At 63.7% G+C, this 14,505-nt stretch carries 17 protein-coding genes; 11 read left to right on the top strand and 6 right to left on the bottom strand.

The annotated features are described in order from the left end of the window. Window positions 1-281 precede the first annotated feature (281 nt). The 3 genes from NKJ40_RS22550 to NKJ40_RS22540 all read right to left on the bottom strand — a co-directional run bounded on the left by NKJ40_RS22550 (window position 282) and on the right by NKJ40_RS22540 (window position 4,464). Window positions 282-1,040 carry a slipin family protein gene (locus NKJ40_RS22550; protein ID WP_352467962.1) on the bottom strand — a complete coding sequence of 253 codons (759 nt, stop codon included), beginning with the start codon at window positions 1,038-1,040 and terminating at the stop codon, window positions 282-284. Then, on the bottom strand, window positions 1,037-2,428 hold the full coding sequence (locus NKJ40_RS22545; RefSeq protein WP_352467961.1) for an NfeD family protein: 1,392 nt from the start codon (window positions 2,426-2,428) through the stop codon (window positions 1,037-1,039). The genes NKJ40_RS22550 and NKJ40_RS22545 overlap by 4 nt, the downstream gene beginning before the upstream one ends. Before the next feature lie 1,271 nt (window positions 2,429-3,699). Beyond that, the gene (locus tag NKJ40_RS22540; protein WP_352467960.1) at window positions 3,700-4,464 is read right to left on the bottom strand and encodes a pseudouridine synthase; all 765 of its coding nucleotides are present in this window, start codon (window positions 4,462-4,464) and stop codon (window positions 3,700-3,702) included. 115 nt (window positions 4,465-4,579) lie between these two features. On the opposite strand from NKJ40_RS22540, the gene NKJ40_RS22535 reads away from it, so the two are divergent. Further along, window positions 4,580-5,170, top strand: coding sequence for a DUF922 domain-containing Zn-dependent protease (locus tag NKJ40_RS22535; protein ID WP_352467959.1), 591 nt, complete (start codon window positions 4,580-4,582; stop codon window positions 5,168-5,170). Between the two features lie 216 nt (window positions 5,171-5,386). Here the strand turns inward: NKJ40_RS22535 and NKJ40_RS22530 are convergent, their stop codons facing one another. Then, complete coding sequence (locus NKJ40_RS22530; RefSeq protein ID WP_352467958.1) at window positions 5,387-6,130, bottom strand: SDR family NAD(P)-dependent oxidoreductase; 744 nt, start codon at window positions 6,128-6,130, stop codon at window positions 5,387-5,389. Between the two features lie 339 nt (window positions 6,131-6,469). Here NKJ40_RS22530 and NKJ40_RS22525 point away from each other — a divergent pair, with 339 nt between their 5' ends. The 8 genes from NKJ40_RS22525 (at window position 6,470) to NKJ40_RS22490 (ending at window position 12,194) form a co-directional block, all read left to right on the top strand. Next, window positions 6,470-7,093, top strand: coding sequence for an NAD(P)H-dependent oxidoreductase (locus tag NKJ40_RS22525; RefSeq protein ID WP_352467957.1), 624 nt, complete (start codon window positions 6,470-6,472; stop codon window positions 7,091-7,093). A gap of 71 nt (window positions 7,094-7,164) precedes the next feature. Further along, on the top strand, window positions 7,165-7,497 hold the full coding sequence (locus tag NKJ40_RS22520) for an ArsR/SmtB family transcription factor (protein WP_352467956.1): 333 nt from the start codon (window positions 7,165-7,167) through the stop codon (window positions 7,495-7,497). A 15-nt stretch (window positions 7,498-7,512) separates the two neighbouring features. Then, entirely contained in the window at window positions 7,513-8,019 is a 507-nt protein-coding gene (locus NKJ40_RS22515; protein ID WP_352467955.1) for an arsenate reductase ArsC, read from the top strand. 2 nt (window positions 8,020-8,021) lie between these two features. Continuing rightward, window positions 8,022-8,708 carry an aquaporin gene (locus NKJ40_RS22510; RefSeq protein WP_352467954.1) on the top strand — a complete coding sequence of 229 codons (687 nt, stop codon included), beginning with the start codon at window positions 8,022-8,024 and terminating at the stop codon, window positions 8,706-8,708. After that, window positions 8,705-9,127, top strand: coding sequence for an arsenate reductase (glutaredoxin) (gene arsC, locus NKJ40_RS22505; RefSeq protein WP_352467953.1), 423 nt, complete (start codon window positions 8,705-8,707; stop codon window positions 9,125-9,127). The genes NKJ40_RS22510 and arsC overlap by 4 nt, the downstream gene beginning before the upstream one ends. 69 nt (window positions 9,128-9,196) lie before the next feature. Next, a complete protein-coding gene (locus tag NKJ40_RS22500) occupies window positions 9,197-9,529 on the top strand; it encodes an ArsR/SmtB family transcription factor (protein WP_352467952.1) in 333 nt (110 codons plus the stop codon). A 50-nt stretch (window positions 9,530-9,579) separates the two neighbouring features. Further along, window positions 9,580-10,956 carry an FAD-dependent oxidoreductase gene (locus tag NKJ40_RS22495; protein WP_352467951.1) on the top strand — a complete coding sequence of 459 codons (1,377 nt, stop codon included), beginning with the start codon at window positions 9,580-9,582 and terminating at the stop codon, window positions 10,954-10,956. Next, window positions 10,953-12,194, top strand: a complete 1,242-nt coding sequence (locus NKJ40_RS22490; protein WP_352467950.1) for an MFS transporter — start codon at window positions 10,953-10,955, stop codon at window positions 12,192-12,194. Before NKJ40_RS22495 ends, NKJ40_RS22490 begins: the two co-directional genes overlap by 4 nt. 24 nt (window positions 12,195-12,218) lie before the next feature. Here the strand turns inward: NKJ40_RS22490 and NKJ40_RS22485 are convergent, their stop codons facing one another. Continuing rightward, complete coding sequence (locus NKJ40_RS22485; RefSeq protein ID WP_352467949.1) at window positions 12,219-12,443, bottom strand: hypothetical protein; 225 nt, start codon at window positions 12,441-12,443, stop codon at window positions 12,219-12,221. A 231-nt stretch (window positions 12,444-12,674) separates the two neighbouring features. Further along, a complete protein-coding gene (locus NKJ40_RS22480; RefSeq protein ID WP_352467948.1) occupies window positions 12,675-13,040 on the bottom strand; it encodes a VOC family protein in 366 nt (121 codons plus the stop codon). On the opposite strand from NKJ40_RS22480, the gene NKJ40_RS22475 reads away from it, so the two are divergent. Together NKJ40_RS22475 and NKJ40_RS22470 are read left to right on the top strand one after the other, a co-directional pair. Next, a complete protein-coding gene (locus NKJ40_RS22475; RefSeq protein ID WP_352467947.1) occupies window positions 13,035-13,496 on the top strand; it encodes a hypothetical protein in 462 nt (153 codons plus the stop codon). The genes NKJ40_RS22480 and NKJ40_RS22475 overlap by 6 nt on opposite strands. Window positions 13,497-13,539: 43 nt before the next feature. Beyond that, window positions 13,540-14,415, top strand: a complete 876-nt coding sequence (locus tag NKJ40_RS22470) for a sigma-70 family RNA polymerase sigma factor (protein ID WP_352467946.1) — start codon at window positions 13,540-13,542, stop codon at window positions 14,413-14,415. Window positions 14,416-14,505: the final 90 nt, after the last annotated feature.

The raw sequence follows: 14,505 nt of genomic DNA, 5'->3' as shown, positions 1-14,505 counted from the left end.
GCTGCCAAAGTTCCCATCAGCCATCGCATCAAGAAATGCGCCTGGAACGACGACTATCTCATCAATGCCATCACTCATATGCGATAGCCCTGCCCCCTTGGGGGGGAGATGTCCGGCAGGACAGAGGGGGCGCGAAAGAATGCCGACGTTCGATTAGTCTGTGAATAGGTACAAACTTGTTTGAGTTTGTGATTGCGAAAGGCTGAAGGCCGGCGGGACGGCGCCCCCCTCTGGCCTGCCGGCCATCTCCCCCACGAGTGGGGAGATCACGCGCTCCTCCCTCACTTCTCACCCTGCTTGATGAAATGCCCGAGCAGATCCATCGGCACCGGAAACACCACCGTCGACGAGCGCTCACCGGCGATGTCATGGAGAGCTTCGAAATAGCGTAGCTGCATGGCTTGCGGTGCTTCGGCCAGCATCTTGCTGGCCTCGACGAGCTTTGCCGCCGCCTGCTGTTCGCCGTCGGCATTGATCACTTTCGCGCGCCGCAGCCGTTCCGCCTCGGCCTGCTTGGCGATGGCGCGAACCATGTTCTCGTTGAGGTCGACATGCTTGATCTCGACGTCGGAGACCTTGATGCCCCAGGCATCGGTGCGCTGATCGAGAATCTCCTGGACATCGCTGTTGAGCTTGTCACGTTCGGCCAGCATTTCATCGAGCTCATGCTTGCCGAGCACCGAGCGCAACGTGGTCTGTGCCAGCTGGTTGGTGGCGGTCATGAAGTCTTCAACCTGGATCACCGCCCGCTCGGCGTCGACGATGCGAAAATACAGCACCGCGTTGACCTTCACCGAGACGTTGTCGCGCGAGATCACGTCCTGCGGCGGCACGTCCTGGACCACCACGCGCAGGTCGACCTTCACCATCTGCTGCACGAAGGGGATGAGGATGATAAGGCCGGGGCCCTTGACCCCGGTGAAGCGGCCAAGCGTGAAGACCACGCCGCGCTGATATTCTCGCAGGATGCGAATGGCCGCGGACAGGAACATGACAATGACGAGCGCTGCTGCCAGATAAGCCACATAACCGATGATCATTGCCTTGCTCCATCGCTTCCCACATTGCGGCGCCGTATCGTCAGCACAAGACCCCTGACATCGGCCACCTCGACGCTGTCGCCCACTGCAAGCGGTTCGTCGGCTTTTGCCCGCCAGCGCTCGCCCCGGGCGAGCACGTGGCCCTCGCTGCCCTGCCAGTCGAGGACCTCCGCCGGCAGCCCCTGCATGGCCCGTGCGCCAACACGCGGAACGTTCTTGCGGGCCGCCCACAGATAGCTGCCGGTCAACAGCGCCAGGCCGAGCGTCAGGACGGCGGCGGTGCCGATAACGGCCCACGACATCTCGAAGCCGGGCCCCTCGATCTTGAGCAGCATGGCAGCGCCCAGCAGAAACGCAGCCACGCCTCCCAGCCCAAGGACCACTGTCGGGTTCAAGGCTTCGACGACGAGAAAGATGATGCCAAGCAGCATCAAGGCAAGGCCGGCATAGCTGATCGGCAGGAGATTGAGCGCATAGAGCCCGAGCAGAAGGCAAATCGTGCCGATCACGCCAGGCGCGACCGCGCCCGGGCTCGTGAACTCGAAGACGAGGCCATAGACGCCGACCAGCATCAGGATGACGGCGATGTTTGGGTCCGTGATGACGGCGAGAAGCCGGATGAGCCAGCCTGGCTCAAGCGTTTCAACCGGCAGCCCTTTCGTCGCCAATGCCACTTTTTTGCCTGCGATCTCGACGGTCCGGCCGTCGGCCAGTTGAAGCAGTTCGGTGGTGTCGCGGGCGACGAAGTCGATGACATGCTCCTGCAGCGCCGCGCCTGCCGACAGGCTGGCCGCCTCGCGCACGGCCTTTTCACCCCATTCGGCATTGCGCCCGCGCAATTCAGCCAGGCTGCGGATCAGGGCAACGGCATCGTTCGTCGCCTTAGCGATCATCGCGTCGCCCGCCGGTGCGTTCTTCTTGTCCTTGTCCGCCTCCGGGCCATCGTTCTTGCCGCCGGGAAACGATGGCAGCGGCCCGCCCATCTCGATCGGCGTTGCCGCGCCCAGATTGGTGCCGGGCGCCATCGCCGCTACATGGGTGGCGTAGAGGATGTAGGTTCCGGCGCTCGCCGCGTGCCCGCCGGCGGGCGCGACATAGCCGATGACGGGAACCGGCGAGGCGAGGATGCCGGCGATCATCTCGCGCATGCTGGTAACCAGCCCGCCGGGCGTGTCCATCTGCAGGATGAGAGCCTGGGCGTTTCGGTCCGCGGCCACCGCCAGCGCTTCCTCGAGCTGCCTGGCACTCGCCGGACCGATGGCGCCGTCTATCTCGACGCGCAACACAATTTTCTCCCCGCCGTTCGCCTCTCCGGTTGCGGAAGAGGGACAAACGGCCGCGGCAGCCACGAAAGCCGCGGCAAGCAGGACCGCACGCGCGAGTTTCACGCTCAAAGCTCCACATCTAGGAATATGGGCTGGTTTTTGCCGAAATCCATGAGAACACTCATCAAACCGGCCCGGGCACTGGGTGATGCTTCGCTGTGTGCATAACTTCGTTGGCTGGAAGCGGGCGGTTTGCAATCTCAGGCACGGCGTCAGCCGGCTTCGCTCCGGCATACGCCCACGCCGTCGGCATCATCTTCCATCATGCGAAGCGATCGGTCGACGTGACCGGGGATGCATGGCGGTGAATGCCATGAACGCCGCTCCGAACAAGCCCGTTACTCGGGCTGACATCCGATGATATCTTCGATAATCTCGGCCGGTTGATCGACAATATCGACTATCCCTTGCATTATTTGGACAACGCTGTCGCGCTACTGAAGGTAGTCAAGTAAAGGAACGGCCATGAAATGTTTGGTGTTGTCGATTTTTGCAATCCTATTTTCCACATGGGCGCACGCCCATGTTCCGCCAACAGGCCGCGCTTATGCGAAGGATTTGTTCGCCAAGTTCGATGAACTTTTGCAGCAGCGCCGGATTGAAGGCAAATTGCCAAATCTTGAAGATCCAACGGACCGGGATCTACTGCACAAGATTTGGGACGGCGAGGCTTTGATAGGTTCGCCGCCATACGATGAGAGCGACCTGGAAGCACTGTCTTTCGTAATGGACAGAAGTGGGTCGCTACTCGCGCTCTATGGCCAGGCTAACACGCTGCCTTTGCAGGATGAAGCCACGCAGTCGTTTGCACTTGTGTTTCGGGCTGCTGCCGCTTCCCAGCTAGCTTTCAATGATTTCCTGGCGCACCAACCCAACGCTGCCGAAATGTTGCGAGCCAACGGTGCCAAAGCTCGAGGAGGCATAGAGAAAATGTTTCGTGGCGCCTCAATTTTTCTGGCTGACCCGGCGCTGAAGCAGGGGAACAAGATAGTTCTTATTGAATCGCTAAGAGCAGATGGTCCCTATCTCGCGCAGAGCATCTCTCCAGACCATCGCCAGGCCCTGATCGATTTGTTTGTCCCGTCGGTTGGCCAGCTTCCCATGCTGCCCAAGAATCGCTCAAGATCTTTATGCAGAAAATCAAAGCGGCCGGCTGCGATCTGTTGTGTGCTGACGGAATGTAATACCGATGGAGATTGGTATCGTTCGAACCGGTGTGGGCGATCTGTTCGGGAACATCCGCCAGGAGTCGAAGGCGACCCCTGTCCGCCCCGCGCTGCTTGCTTGCGTCACTTGGGCTTCGACTGGCTGACTATCGAGTCGCCGCCAGCAACTCAGGCCCGAAGCAGCGCCAGCTCTTCGGCAGTCAGATGGCAGGCCTTGCCTTTGGCAAGCTCGCCGAGCTGCAATGGGCCGATCGCGATCCGCACCAGGCGCAGCACCTCGATATCGTGGGCGGCGAGCAGCCGGCGAATATGGCGGTTGCGGCCCTCGTCGAGCACGATTTCCAGCCAGGCGGTGCTGGTGCCGCCGCGCAGCAGCTCGATGGACCGGGCCGTCAGCAATTCGCCGTCGACTGTCGCGCCGGCGCGCAACCGCGCCAGCATGGCCTCGTCGGGCAGCGCGCCGATCTGCACGTGATAGGTCTTGGCGACATGCGAGGCGGGATCGAGCAGGCGCTGCGCGAAGCGGGTGTCGTTGGTCATCAACAGCAGGCCTTCGCTGGCCTTGTCGAGGCGGCCGACCGGAGAGACGAAGGGCAGGTCGAGGCCTGCCAGGCAATCATAGACGGTGCCGCGGTCCTGTGGGTCGTCGCGAGTGGTGACCAGGCCACGCGGCTTGTTGAGCATCAGATAGACCTTGCGCTCGGCGGCGACGCGGCGGCCGTCGACCTCGATGCGGTCGCGGCCTGGATCGACGCGCATCGAGCCGTTGCGCACGATCTTGCCGGCGACCCGCACGCGCCCCTCGGCAACCAGAAGCTCGGCCTGCTTGCGCGAGCACAGGCCAAGTTTCGACAGGGCGCGGCAGAGGCTGACGCCGGGAGGCTGGGTCCCGGGGGCAGGGCGTTGGCGGGCAATGTTCGGTCGCGGCGACATGGCGTTGCCTGTGGATTCTTGTATACGAGCATCCCACTATAGCCGGCCGCCGGCTATGTCCACGGAAGGGAACTGCATGTCTTTTGCATCGTGCGCAGCGGCTGCGAGTACTTGCATGAAAACAGCCGTTCGCCTTTGCCTGCTGCTCGCCTTCATGCCGACATCGCCGGCGCATGCCGGCTGGCAGGCGGTCGAGAAGGTCGAGACCTATGCCATCTCAGGGCAATCCGGTCCGGAGCTCTATGCCTCGATCGGCGGGCGCGGGCCGCTGCTCGGCGAGCGCCGCGTCATCGCGCATACCAATTTCAAGCTGACCTGGGTGAGGGACTACCAGCCGCAAGGCGATGTCTGCGTGCTGGTGTCTGCGCGGCCGAAGCTGATCATCACCTACACCTTGCCGAAGCCGGCCGCGCGGCTGCCGGGCGCAATCCAGAAGAACTGGCAGGTTTTCGCAGCTGGCCTCGCCGCCCACGAGAAGGTGCACGGCGCCAGCATCGTCGACATGGTGCACAAGATCGAGGCGGCCACCATTGGCCTGACCGTCGCCGATGACCGCGCCTGCAGCAAGATCAGGGCGGAAGTGACGAGACGGCTCGCCGGCATTTCGCAGGCACAACGGCAGGCGAGCCGCGATTTCGACCGGGTCGAATTCGGCCCGGGCGGCAAGCTGCGGCAGCTTGTGTTCACGCTGATGACCGGGGGATAGTCGAAGCAGGGCAAGGTCGGCGGGACAGCACCCCCCTCTGTCCTGCCGGACATCTCCCCCTCAGGTGGGGAGATTGGATGTCACCCCTGATTTCGCCAATCGCGAACGTTGCAAAAGGAGTGCTGCCGACGAAGCTGCCGATCTCCCCCCTTGAGGGGGAGATGTCCGGCAGGACAGAGGGGGGTGGCGCAGCGCATCGACGTCTGCAGGCTGACCTCACGCCTGTTCGGTCGGATAGAGCGTCAGGATGTTGACGTTGACCCGTGGCGGCTGGGTCACCGCATAACGGATGGCGGCGGCGATGTCCTCGCTTTCCAGCTGCTCCATGTCGCCCAGCCTTTGCTCGACCGCCTGGCGCACGTCGGCGCGCATATTATGGGTGAACTCGGTTTTGACGGCGCCAGGCTCGATGCAGGTGACGCGGATGCCGTCCTTGCCGATCTCGCGGCGCAGCGATTCCGCCATCGCGCTCACCGCGTGCTTGGTGCCGGAATAGACCACCGAAGGGTGGATATAACGGCCGGTGCCGGACGAGACGACGACGATGTGGCCGGCACCTTGCCGCTGCATCGACGGCAGTGCCGCATGGATCGGATAAAGCAGGCCGAGAATGTTGACGTCGACCATCCGGCGGTATTCTTCCGGCGTCGTGTTGCGGAACGGCGCGGCGACGCCGACGACGGCAACCGCAAGCAGCATGTCGAGCCGGCCGTACTCCTGCTGGACCCGCTTGACCATGGCCGTGGCTTGCATTTCGTCGGTGACGTCGACGGCAATCGGCAGCGTCGCGCTACCGGTCTCACGGATCCGCCGCGCCAGGTCGTCCAGGCGCTCCGCGCGCCGCGCGGCAATCGCCAGCGTGGCGCCCTCGGCCGCCAACGCCAAGGCGGTGGCCTCGCCGATGCCTGAGGAGGCACCCGTCACCAAGGCGATTTTGCCGCTCAGTTTTCCTGTCTGCATCTTTTTCTCTCCTGACGCTTTTGACACGCCGTGAAGCTAGGGCGCAGACTTTCGGGCAACAATGCTGATCGAAAACCGAATCCACCGTTGGAGTTCCTGGACGCAAATACGCGGCAGCGCCTGCTCCCCGCAGAGTACCGCAAGGCATGCGGGACAGCGCCCTCCGGCAAGCCCATGTGTGCGCAATTTCCTTTGAGCGAACGAGCGGGCCTTGACGTGACTGGAGCTGTTGCGTCTTGATACGGGGGCTGCGGGGCTTCGCATGAAAACAGCTGATCGACTACAGGTGGCTTGTTTGCATGCGACGCTCTTGCATGCACTCTCGCGACCGAGCGCAAGATGAAGGTCCTCGTCGTCTATTGCCATCCCTGCACCGACAGCTTCAATGGTGCCGTGCGCGATACGGTGCTGGAGACGCTTGCCGAAAGCGGCCATCAGGTCCACCTGCTCGACCTCTATGCGACCGGCTTCGATCCAGTCATGCGCACGCAGGAATGGCGCGGTTACCACGACAAGGCGGCGAACCTGCAACCGGTGCACGAACACGCGCAGGAGCTGCTCTGGGCGGAGGCGGTCGTCTTCATCTATCCGACCTGGTGGTATGGCCTGCCGGCTATGCTGAAAGGCTGGTTGGAGCGCGTGCTGGTGCCGGGCTTCGCTTTCGAGATGCCGACCGCACGACGCGGCCCGCGGCCCAAATTGCGGCACATACGCCGGGTGATGGCAATGACCACATGCGGCGCCACGCCGCTGATGTCGTGGATCATGGGACAGCCCGGCCGGCGGACCCTGATGCGCGGCTTCCGGTCCGTCTGCCATCCGCTGTGCCGGACCAAATTCCTGGCGCTCTACCGGATGGACAGCGTCTCGGCCGCCGGATGCCAGGCGCATCTGCAGCGGGTCAGGAAAGCGGTTGCCGGTCTTGGCCGCGCTGATGCCGTTGCCGCCACAGTGCCTGGCTGATTTGGCTCGGGCGAGCCGCCGACAAGGCGACGCAAGTTGACTCTCTTCGTCATTTCTGGAATCTTGGAAATATGAATAAGACACTTGCCCTTTCGGCGCTTGCCGCGCTCGGCCAGGAAACCCGGCTGGACGTTTTTCGCCTGCTGGTGCGGGCTGGAGCCGACGGCGTGCCGGCAGGCGAGATCGCCGCGCGGCTCGCCGCGTTCCCGAATACGATGTCGGCGCATCTCAAGGTCCTGTCGCATGCCGGCCTGGTGCGAACCGAACGGGAGGGCCGCAGCGTGCGCTACTTTGCCGATATGACCGGCTTTCGCGATCTGCTGGCCTACCTCATGGAGGATTGCTGCAATGGCGCGCCGGAACTTTGCCAGCCTGTCATCCAGGCTGTGACCTGCAACTGCTAGAAGGGAGGGTACACGATGAGCGAGCCATACAATGTTCTTTTTCTCTGCACCGGCAATTCGGCAAGGTCGATTCTCGCCGAGGCGATCCTGAACCGCGTCGGCGCAGGCAAGTTCAAGGCCTATTCGGCCGGATCGCATCCGAAGGGAGAAGTTCATCCCTATGCCCTCCAGCTTTTGAAAAGCCTCAACTACGACACTTCCTTTGCCCGTTCGAAGGACTGGCAAGAGTTTGCGGTGCCGGGCGCGCCGGAGATGAATTTCGTCTTCACGGTCTGCGACAATGCCGCCAACGAATCCTGCCCAGTCTGGCCCGGCCAACCGATGACGGCGCATTGGGGCGTGCCTGATCCTGCAGCCGTCGAAGGCACCGAGGCGGAAAAGCATCTCGCCTTCGCCGAGGCCTACCGCATGCTCAACAACCGAATTTCGATCTTTGTCAGCCTGCCTATGAATGCGGTCGACGGACTTGCGCTGCAGAAGCGCCTCGATGAGATCGGCCGCAATCTGCCGAAGGCCGGCTGAGCATGGTTCAGCTCTCCCGCCGCCTTGTTGCCGAGGCCCTCGGCACGGCTCTGCTGGTCGCCACCGTGGTCGGTTCCGGCATCATGGCTGACAGGCTGAGCAGCGATGTCGCCGTCTCCCTGCTCGGCAACACCCTGCCGACCGGGGCGATCCTGGTCGTGCTCATCACCATATTCGGGCCGATCTCCGGAGCGCATTTCAACCCAGCGGTGACGCTGGTGTTTGCGCTTCGACGTGAGATCGAAACGAAGGCAGCGCTGGCTTACGTCGCCGCCCAGATTGCCGGCGGCATCGCCGGAACGTTGCTCGCGCATGCGATGTTCGAACTGCCGATCCTGCAAGTGTCGGCGACGGTGCGGACCGGAAGCGGGCAATGGATTGCGGAGCTGGTTGCCGCCTTCGGGCTGGTCTTCACCATCCTCGCCGGCTTGCGCTCCCGTCCGGATTCGATCCCCTGGCTGGTCGGGCTCTATATCACCGCCGCCTACTGGTTCACCGCATCGACATCCTTTGCCAATCCGGCCGTCGCCATCGCCCGTGCGTTCTCCAACACTTTTGCCGGCATCCGCCCCGCCGATCTGCCGGGCTTCATCGGCGCCGAACTTCTGGGCGCGTTGCTCGCCATGGCATTGGCAGGGTGGCTGCTCGCCCAACCGAAACCAGTCGGACAGATGAAAGCTGCGCAATGACCATCACCATCTACCACAACCCCGATTGCGGCACCTCGCGCAACACGCTTGCCATCATCAGGCAGTCCGGCGAGGAGCCTGAGGTGATCGAATATCTGAAAAACCCGCCGTCGCGCGAAAAGCTCGTCGAGCTGATCGCAGCGATGGGCATGACGCCGCGCCAATTGCTGCGCGAAAAGGGCACGCCCTATGCCGAACTTGGCCTGGGCGACCCGAAGTGGAGCGACGACGAGATCCTCGATTTCATGCTGGAGCATCCGATCCTGATCAACCGGCCGATCGTGGTGACGCCGCTCGGCACCATGCTTGCCCGACCCTCCGAAGCCGTGCTCGATATCCTGCCCAATCCGGATATCGGCCCGTTCACCAAGGAGGACGGCGAGGTCGTCATCGACGCCAGCGGCAAGCGCGTCGCCTAGAGATCAGCTTATTTCGATCTTTGTCGAAATTCTCTTGACGTGCAGCGATTCTGGAAATAGCTTATTTCCATGAAACTCGAAAAAGCAGCCTCGCAACTTGAAGCCCTCGGCAGCCAGACGCGGTTGCAGCTCTATCGGACGCTGGTGCGGGCGGGCGATGAGGGGCTGCCGGTCGGGCGCATCCAGGACAGATTGGGCATCGCTGCCTCGACGCTGTCGCATCACCTCAAGCGGCTGGTCGACACCGGCCTGGTGTCACAGGAGCGCCAGGCGACCATGCTGATCTGCCGGGCCAACTATCCCGCCATGAACGGGCTCATCGGATACCTCGCAGACGAATGCTGCGCCGACGCCACCTGTGCGCCGGCATCGGCGGAAGTGACGGCCAAGACGCCGGCGTGATTTTTTTGGCAGTATAATTCGAAATTACCGGAAGGATGGAAGGTATGGAGATGATCGAAAAACTCCCCGTCGCGGTGATCGGCTCCGGGCCGGTCGGCCTGGCGGCAGCGGTCCACCTCATCGCGCAGGGTATTCCTGTCAAAGTCTACGAAGCCGGCAATACGGTTGCATCCAACCTCAGGGATTGGGGCCATGTCCGGGTGTTCACGCCTTGGCGCTATTGCGTCGATCAGGCGGCTAGAAACCTGCTCGAGGCGCATGACTGGCGGATGCCGGAGCCCGAGGCATTCCCGACCGCGAACGACCTCGTCGCGGATTATCTCGAGCCGCTTGCAAAGCTTCCGCAATTGTCGCCGTCGATCGAAACCGGCGCCCGGGTCGTCCGCATCTCGCGCTGGGGCGCCGACAAGGTGCTGAGCAAGGAACGCGAAAACCGGCCGTTCATGCTGGCTGTCGAGACTGCCGATGGTACAAGACGCGACAGCGCCCGTGCCGTCATCGATGCTTCGGGAACCTGGCAAATGCCGAACCCGCTCGGCGCCGGCGGAATTCCTGCAGAAGGCGAAGCCGAGTTTGCCGACCGCATCGCCTACGGCATACCCGATATTCTCGGCCGCGATCGCAGCCTTTATGCGGGGAAGACGACGCTGGTTGCCGGCTCCGGCCATTCGGCCGCCAATGCCTTGCTGGATCTCGCCAGCCTGGCAAATGTGGAGCCCGGCACGGCTTTCATCTGGACAACGCGTGGCACCGACCTGGTGCGCATTTATGGCGGCGGCGATGCCGACCAATTGCCGGCACGCGGCGAACTCGGCGCCGAAGTGCGCGAACTCGCCGAGAGCGGCGGCGTCAGGCTGGTGACGGGCTTTGCGGCTGTTTCGATCCGCGATGCCGACGGCCGGCTGGTCGTCGAAGGCCAGACCAAGGACGGTTTGCAGGCGCTTGGCCCGGTCGACCGTATCATCGCCGCGACCGGACAGCGCCCCGATCTGTCGCTGACCCGCGAGCTTCGGCTCGAGCTCGATCCGTGGCTGGAAAGCGTCAAGGCACTGGGGCCGTTGATCGATCCCAACGAGCATTCCTGCGGCGACGTGCCGCCGCACGGCCACCGCGAGCTCAGCCATCCCGAGCACGGGTTCTATACGGTCGGCATCAAGAGCTATGGCCGCGCACCGACCTTCCTGCTGCTGACCGGGTATGAGCAGGTGCGCTCGGTCGCCGCGGCGATCGCCGGCGACATGGTTGCTGCCGACAATGTCCAGCTCGTGCTGCCGGAGACTGGCGTCTGCACCGTGCCGCGGATCGGCATTGCCGACAAGGGATGCTGCGGCGGTCCGGCGCCGGTAGCGGTGGATGCCTGCTGTGTCGCCGACGTCGAGGCTAAAGCGGTCGGCAAAGGCGGCTGTGGCTGCGGCGTCGCGGCATGAGCCTTTCGCCGCCTTCGCCGGCCATTTTGCGCAGCCGCGGCGCGATCATCACCGCGCTTGGCCTGACGCAGATCATGGCGTGGGGGTCTTCCTACTATCTTCCAGCGGTCATTGCGCCGGCGGTCTCTTCCGATACCGGCTGGCCGCTGGCATGGGTTGTCGGCGGCCTGTCTCTTGGCTTGCTTGTGGCGGGATTGATCTCTCCGCGCGTCGGGTCGTCGATCGAGCGGCATGGCGGCCGCAACGTCCTGGCGTTCAGCGCTGGATGCATCGGGGTCGGCCAGGTTGGGCTGGCCGTTGCCCCCAACCTTGCGGCGTACATCGCTGCCTGGCTGATCATCGGCCTGGGCATGGGGGCGGGGCTCTACGATGCCGCTTTCGCAACGCTTGGCCGCCACTACGGCCATGGTGCGCGCTCCGCGATCACCACGCTGACGCTGTTCGGCGGTTTTGCCAGCACAATCTGCTGGCCGATCTCGGCCTTTCTGCTGGAGGAAGTCGGCTGGCGCGGTACCTGCCTGGTGTACGCGGCTGTTCAGTTGGTGATTGCGCTTCCGCTCTATCTGGTGATCCTGCCCCGCGAGGCGCCGAAACCGCCAGTCGGGCCAGGATTGCCAGTCGGGCCAGGATTGAACCAGGCGACGCCGGCCCGCGAAGGCAATCCCGATCCGTCGATCATGATCGTTCTGGCCGCCACACTTACGCTCGCGGCGGTGATCTCCTCGACGCTGTCGGTGCATCTGCTCACCATCCTGCAAGGCAGCGGCATGGCGCTGGCCGCGGCCGTCGGGCTCGGCGCACTGGTCGGCCCGTCCCAGGTGGCGGCGCGTGCGATCGAGATGACCATCGCGCGCTACCACCATCCGATCCTGACCAAGTTTGCCTCGGTTACCTTCGTCGCGATCGGCGTTTCGGCGCTCTGGGCCGGCATGCCAGTCATCCCGTTGGCGCTCGGCTTCTACGGCGCGGGCATCGGCCTCGAATCCATCGCGCGGGGGACGTTGCCGCTCGCGCTGTTCGGCTCGAATGGCTATGCGAGACTGATGGGTCGCCTCGCCATGCCGAGCCTGATTGCCCAGGCGGCGGCACCCTCGGCCGGCGCATTGCTGCTGGAGCGCTTCGGCCCGCACGGGACGTTGGCCGCGCTTTCCGGTCTGGCGCTGGCCAACGTCATCCTCGCATGCGGCTTGGGCTGGCGGATGCTGCGCCGCCAGCAATCGCAGGTTCAAACCCGATAGGATTTCGACCTGCGGTCAGTGCTTTCAACTGGAGAGCGGGAGATCTTCCAAGGGATCGACAAGGAAGGACGCGGCAATCAGATCGTCCGCGTCGAGGCGCAGTGAGCCTTCGGCGCCGCCCATGATGGCGGCAACCTTTTGAAACGTCTTAATCTCGTGCTCGGTAATCTGGGCAGTTTGCATTCTGGATTTGAGGTCAGCAACGCGCAGCCCCAAACTGTGGGATATTCCGATTTTACGGTTCGACATGGTAAGATGCTCCTCCCCGGCCCATGTTTGTTTTGCCACCCGCCCTTATTCGCATTTCCTCCGCCTGCCTAAATATGAGGCATCGCGAATACAGCGCCCGAACGCCCGATGCAAGGGAAGGTTCCGGCGCGCAGAGGTCACGAAATAATAACACGAAGGAAGCAGGGCCAATGGTCCGGCCGGAGGTAGGACTTAGGTACGACGCCCCGCCGGACAGAGGGCTCCGGTGGCTTATCGGCTGGCGAGGACCATGCGGTTGCCTTCGCTGTCGCGAAACTCCGCCACCGTGCGCCCCGGCTGCCACGTCGCCTCATGCGGTTCGGTGACGATCTCGACGCCGCCCGCCTTCAACGCCGCGATCATTGCTCCGACATTTTCGTCGACCAGCACCAATACGGGCTCCGCGCCGGGGGCGGCGTCGGCGCGCCTGGTGAAATGCAGGTTCGTCACGGCATGCGGAAATGCCAGCTCGATCCAGCGCCAGCCGCCATCGCCCATCTTCTGGTCGGCCAGCACCTGACAGGCGAGATGCCTGGTGTAGAACGCCTTGGCGCGATCCTGGTCGAATACCGGAAGCTCGGCAAACTGGATATGCATGATCGTCTCTCCTGCTTGATGGCTGCCGCGCAGCCGCCCACGCGGGAAAGACGATGCGGGCAACCGAAAAGATTCTTCGGCAAGGAGAATCTTTTCAGCGCAGCCGGTCGTCCTTCGTTCATACCAACCAATCAGGAGACGACAATGGACTACGCGCTCATTCGATACGGTGTGAACCAAGCCGACCTGGCAGATAACCGCGCGCTGGTCGAACTAGTGTTCGAAGCTCTGGGCGAGGCGGCACCGCCGACGGTGCGCTATCTCGTGCTCGAGCTTGACGATGGCTCGTTCGTCCACATCGTCGGCCAGGACGGCGATTCGTCGGCGCTGACCGGGCTTGCCGCCTTCAAGGCATTTACGGAAAACCACGCCGAACGCCGTTCGACCCCGGCAATGCGATCGCCTGTCAAAGTCATCGGCAATTACCGTATGCTGGCGGATCAGAAGGCGGGATAGCGCCTGCCATGCCGCTCGCGCAGATACGGGATGCTACGCCGAAATGAACAGGGCGACTTTGGAGGCGATGCTCGTCGAGTTGCGGCCAAGGCTGCATCGCTACTGCGCGCGCATGGCCGGCTCGGTGATTGACGGCGAGGACATCGTCCAGGAGGTGCTGATCAAGGCGCTGCAGGCGATCGACGGGGGCGCCATGGTCGAACGGCCGGAGCAATGGCTGTTTCGTATCGCCCACAATGCCGCGCAGGATCATCTGCGGCGGCGCAATCGGGAAAGGTCGCGCATGACCGAGGCCGACATGAGCGTGATCGAGGATCCCTCCGGCAGCGCCGATAGCCGGCTCGCCGCCCAGACCGGCCTGCGCTCCTTCATGCAGCTTTCGGTGCCGCAGCGCAGCGCCGTGATCCTGGTCGACGTGCTCGGGCTCAGCCTGCATGAGACCTGCGAAGTGACCGGCGCGACGCTCGCCGCCACCAAGGCGGCACTGCATCGCGGGCGGGCGCAGCTCAAGCTGCTGGCGCTGCAGCCCGAGCAGGCGCTCGCCCCGAGGCTCGACGCCGACGACGAGCGCCGGCTGCGGCGCTATGTCGACCTGTTCAACGCGCGCGACTTCGACGCGGTCAGGGCACTGATCGCCGAGGACGTCCGGCTCGATGTCGTCAACCGCGTCCGCCTGCGCGGCAAGGCCGAGGCGTCGACCTATTTCGGCAATTACGACCGTATCAGCGACTGGACATTGTCGCTCGGCTTCGTCGACGGCAGGCCGGCGATCCTCATCCGCGACCCACAAGCGGCCGACGGCGCCGTGCGCGGCTTCATGCTGGTCGAATGGGCGGGCGAGGAGGTCATCCAGATCCGCGACTTCCGCTATGCGCCCTGGTGCCTGGTCGACGCGGAGATCAGGGCCGTCGAGAGGTGAGGAGGGGCTGGAAATGGTGCCGAGATGGCGCGCGGAGGCGACGTGGCCAAGGTTGCGCCACCGGACAAGTCTGCCATCGCCTCGATCACC

The organism is Mesorhizobium sp. M0119, assembly GCF_040322615.1.
In the GTDB taxonomy this organism is placed as follows: Bacteria; Pseudomonadota; Alphaproteobacteria; order Rhizobiales; family Rhizobiaceae; genus Mesorhizobium.
The sequence above is the reverse complement of the archived record's forward strand: the minus strand, read 5'-3'. Positions and strand labels throughout refer to the sequence as shown.

Excerpts from the sequence above, each read along its gene's own strand:
- NKJ40_RS22530 (WP_352467958.1), bottom strand. The coding sequence starts at position 6,130 with ATGCAGACAGGAAAACTGAGCGGCAAAATCGCCTTGGTGACGGGTGCC.
- NKJ40_RS22485 (WP_352467949.1), bottom strand. The coding sequence starts at position 12,443 with ATGTCGAACCGTAAAATCGGAATATCCCACAGTTTGGGGCTGCGCGTT.
- NKJ40_RS22490 (WP_352467950.1), top strand. The coding sequence starts at position 10,953 with ATGAGCCTTTCGCCGCCTTCGCCGGCCATTTTGCGCAGCCGCGGCGCG.
- NKJ40_RS22510 (WP_352467954.1), top strand. The coding sequence starts at position 8,022 with ATGGTTCAGCTCTCCCGCCGCCTTGTTGCCGAGGCCCTCGGCACGGCT.
- NKJ40_RS22515 (WP_352467955.1), top strand. The coding sequence starts at position 7,513 with ATGAGCGAGCCATACAATGTTCTTTTTCTCTGCACCGGCAATTCGGCA.
- arsC (WP_352467953.1), top strand. The coding sequence starts at position 8,705 with ATGACCATCACCATCTACCACAACCCCGATTGCGGCACCTCGCGCAAC.
- NKJ40_RS22535 (WP_352467959.1), top strand. The coding sequence starts at position 4,580 with ATGAAAACAGCCGTTCGCCTTTGCCTGCTGCTCGCCTTCATGCCGACA.
- NKJ40_RS22540 (WP_352467960.1), bottom strand. The coding sequence starts at position 4,464 with ATGTCGCCGCGACCGAACATTGCCCGCCAACGCCCTGCCCCCGGGACC.
- NKJ40_RS22525 (WP_352467957.1), top strand. The coding sequence starts at position 6,470 with ATGAAGGTCCTCGTCGTCTATTGCCATCCCTGCACCGACAGCTTCAAT.
- NKJ40_RS22520 (WP_352467956.1), top strand. The coding sequence starts at position 7,165 with ATGAATAAGACACTTGCCCTTTCGGCGCTTGCCGCGCTCGGCCAGGAA.
- NKJ40_RS22495 (WP_352467951.1), top strand. The coding sequence starts at position 9,580 with ATGATCGAAAAACTCCCCGTCGCGGTGATCGGCTCCGGGCCGGTCGGC.
- NKJ40_RS22550 (WP_352467962.1), bottom strand. The coding sequence starts at position 1,040 with ATGATCATCGGTTATGTGGCTTATCTGGCAGCAGCGCTCGTCATTGTC.
- NKJ40_RS22470 (WP_352467946.1), top strand. The coding sequence starts at position 13,540 with ATGAACAGGGCGACTTTGGAGGCGATGCTCGTCGAGTTGCGGCCAAGG.
- NKJ40_RS22500 (WP_352467952.1), top strand. The coding sequence starts at position 9,197 with ATGAAACTCGAAAAAGCAGCCTCGCAACTTGAAGCCCTCGGCAGCCAG.
- NKJ40_RS22475 (WP_352467947.1), top strand. The coding sequence starts at position 13,035 with ATGCATGATCGTCTCTCCTGCTTGATGGCTGCCGCGCAGCCGCCCACG.
- NKJ40_RS22480 (WP_352467948.1), bottom strand. The coding sequence starts at position 13,040 with ATGCATATCCAGTTTGCCGAGCTTCCGGTATTCGACCAGGATCGCGCC.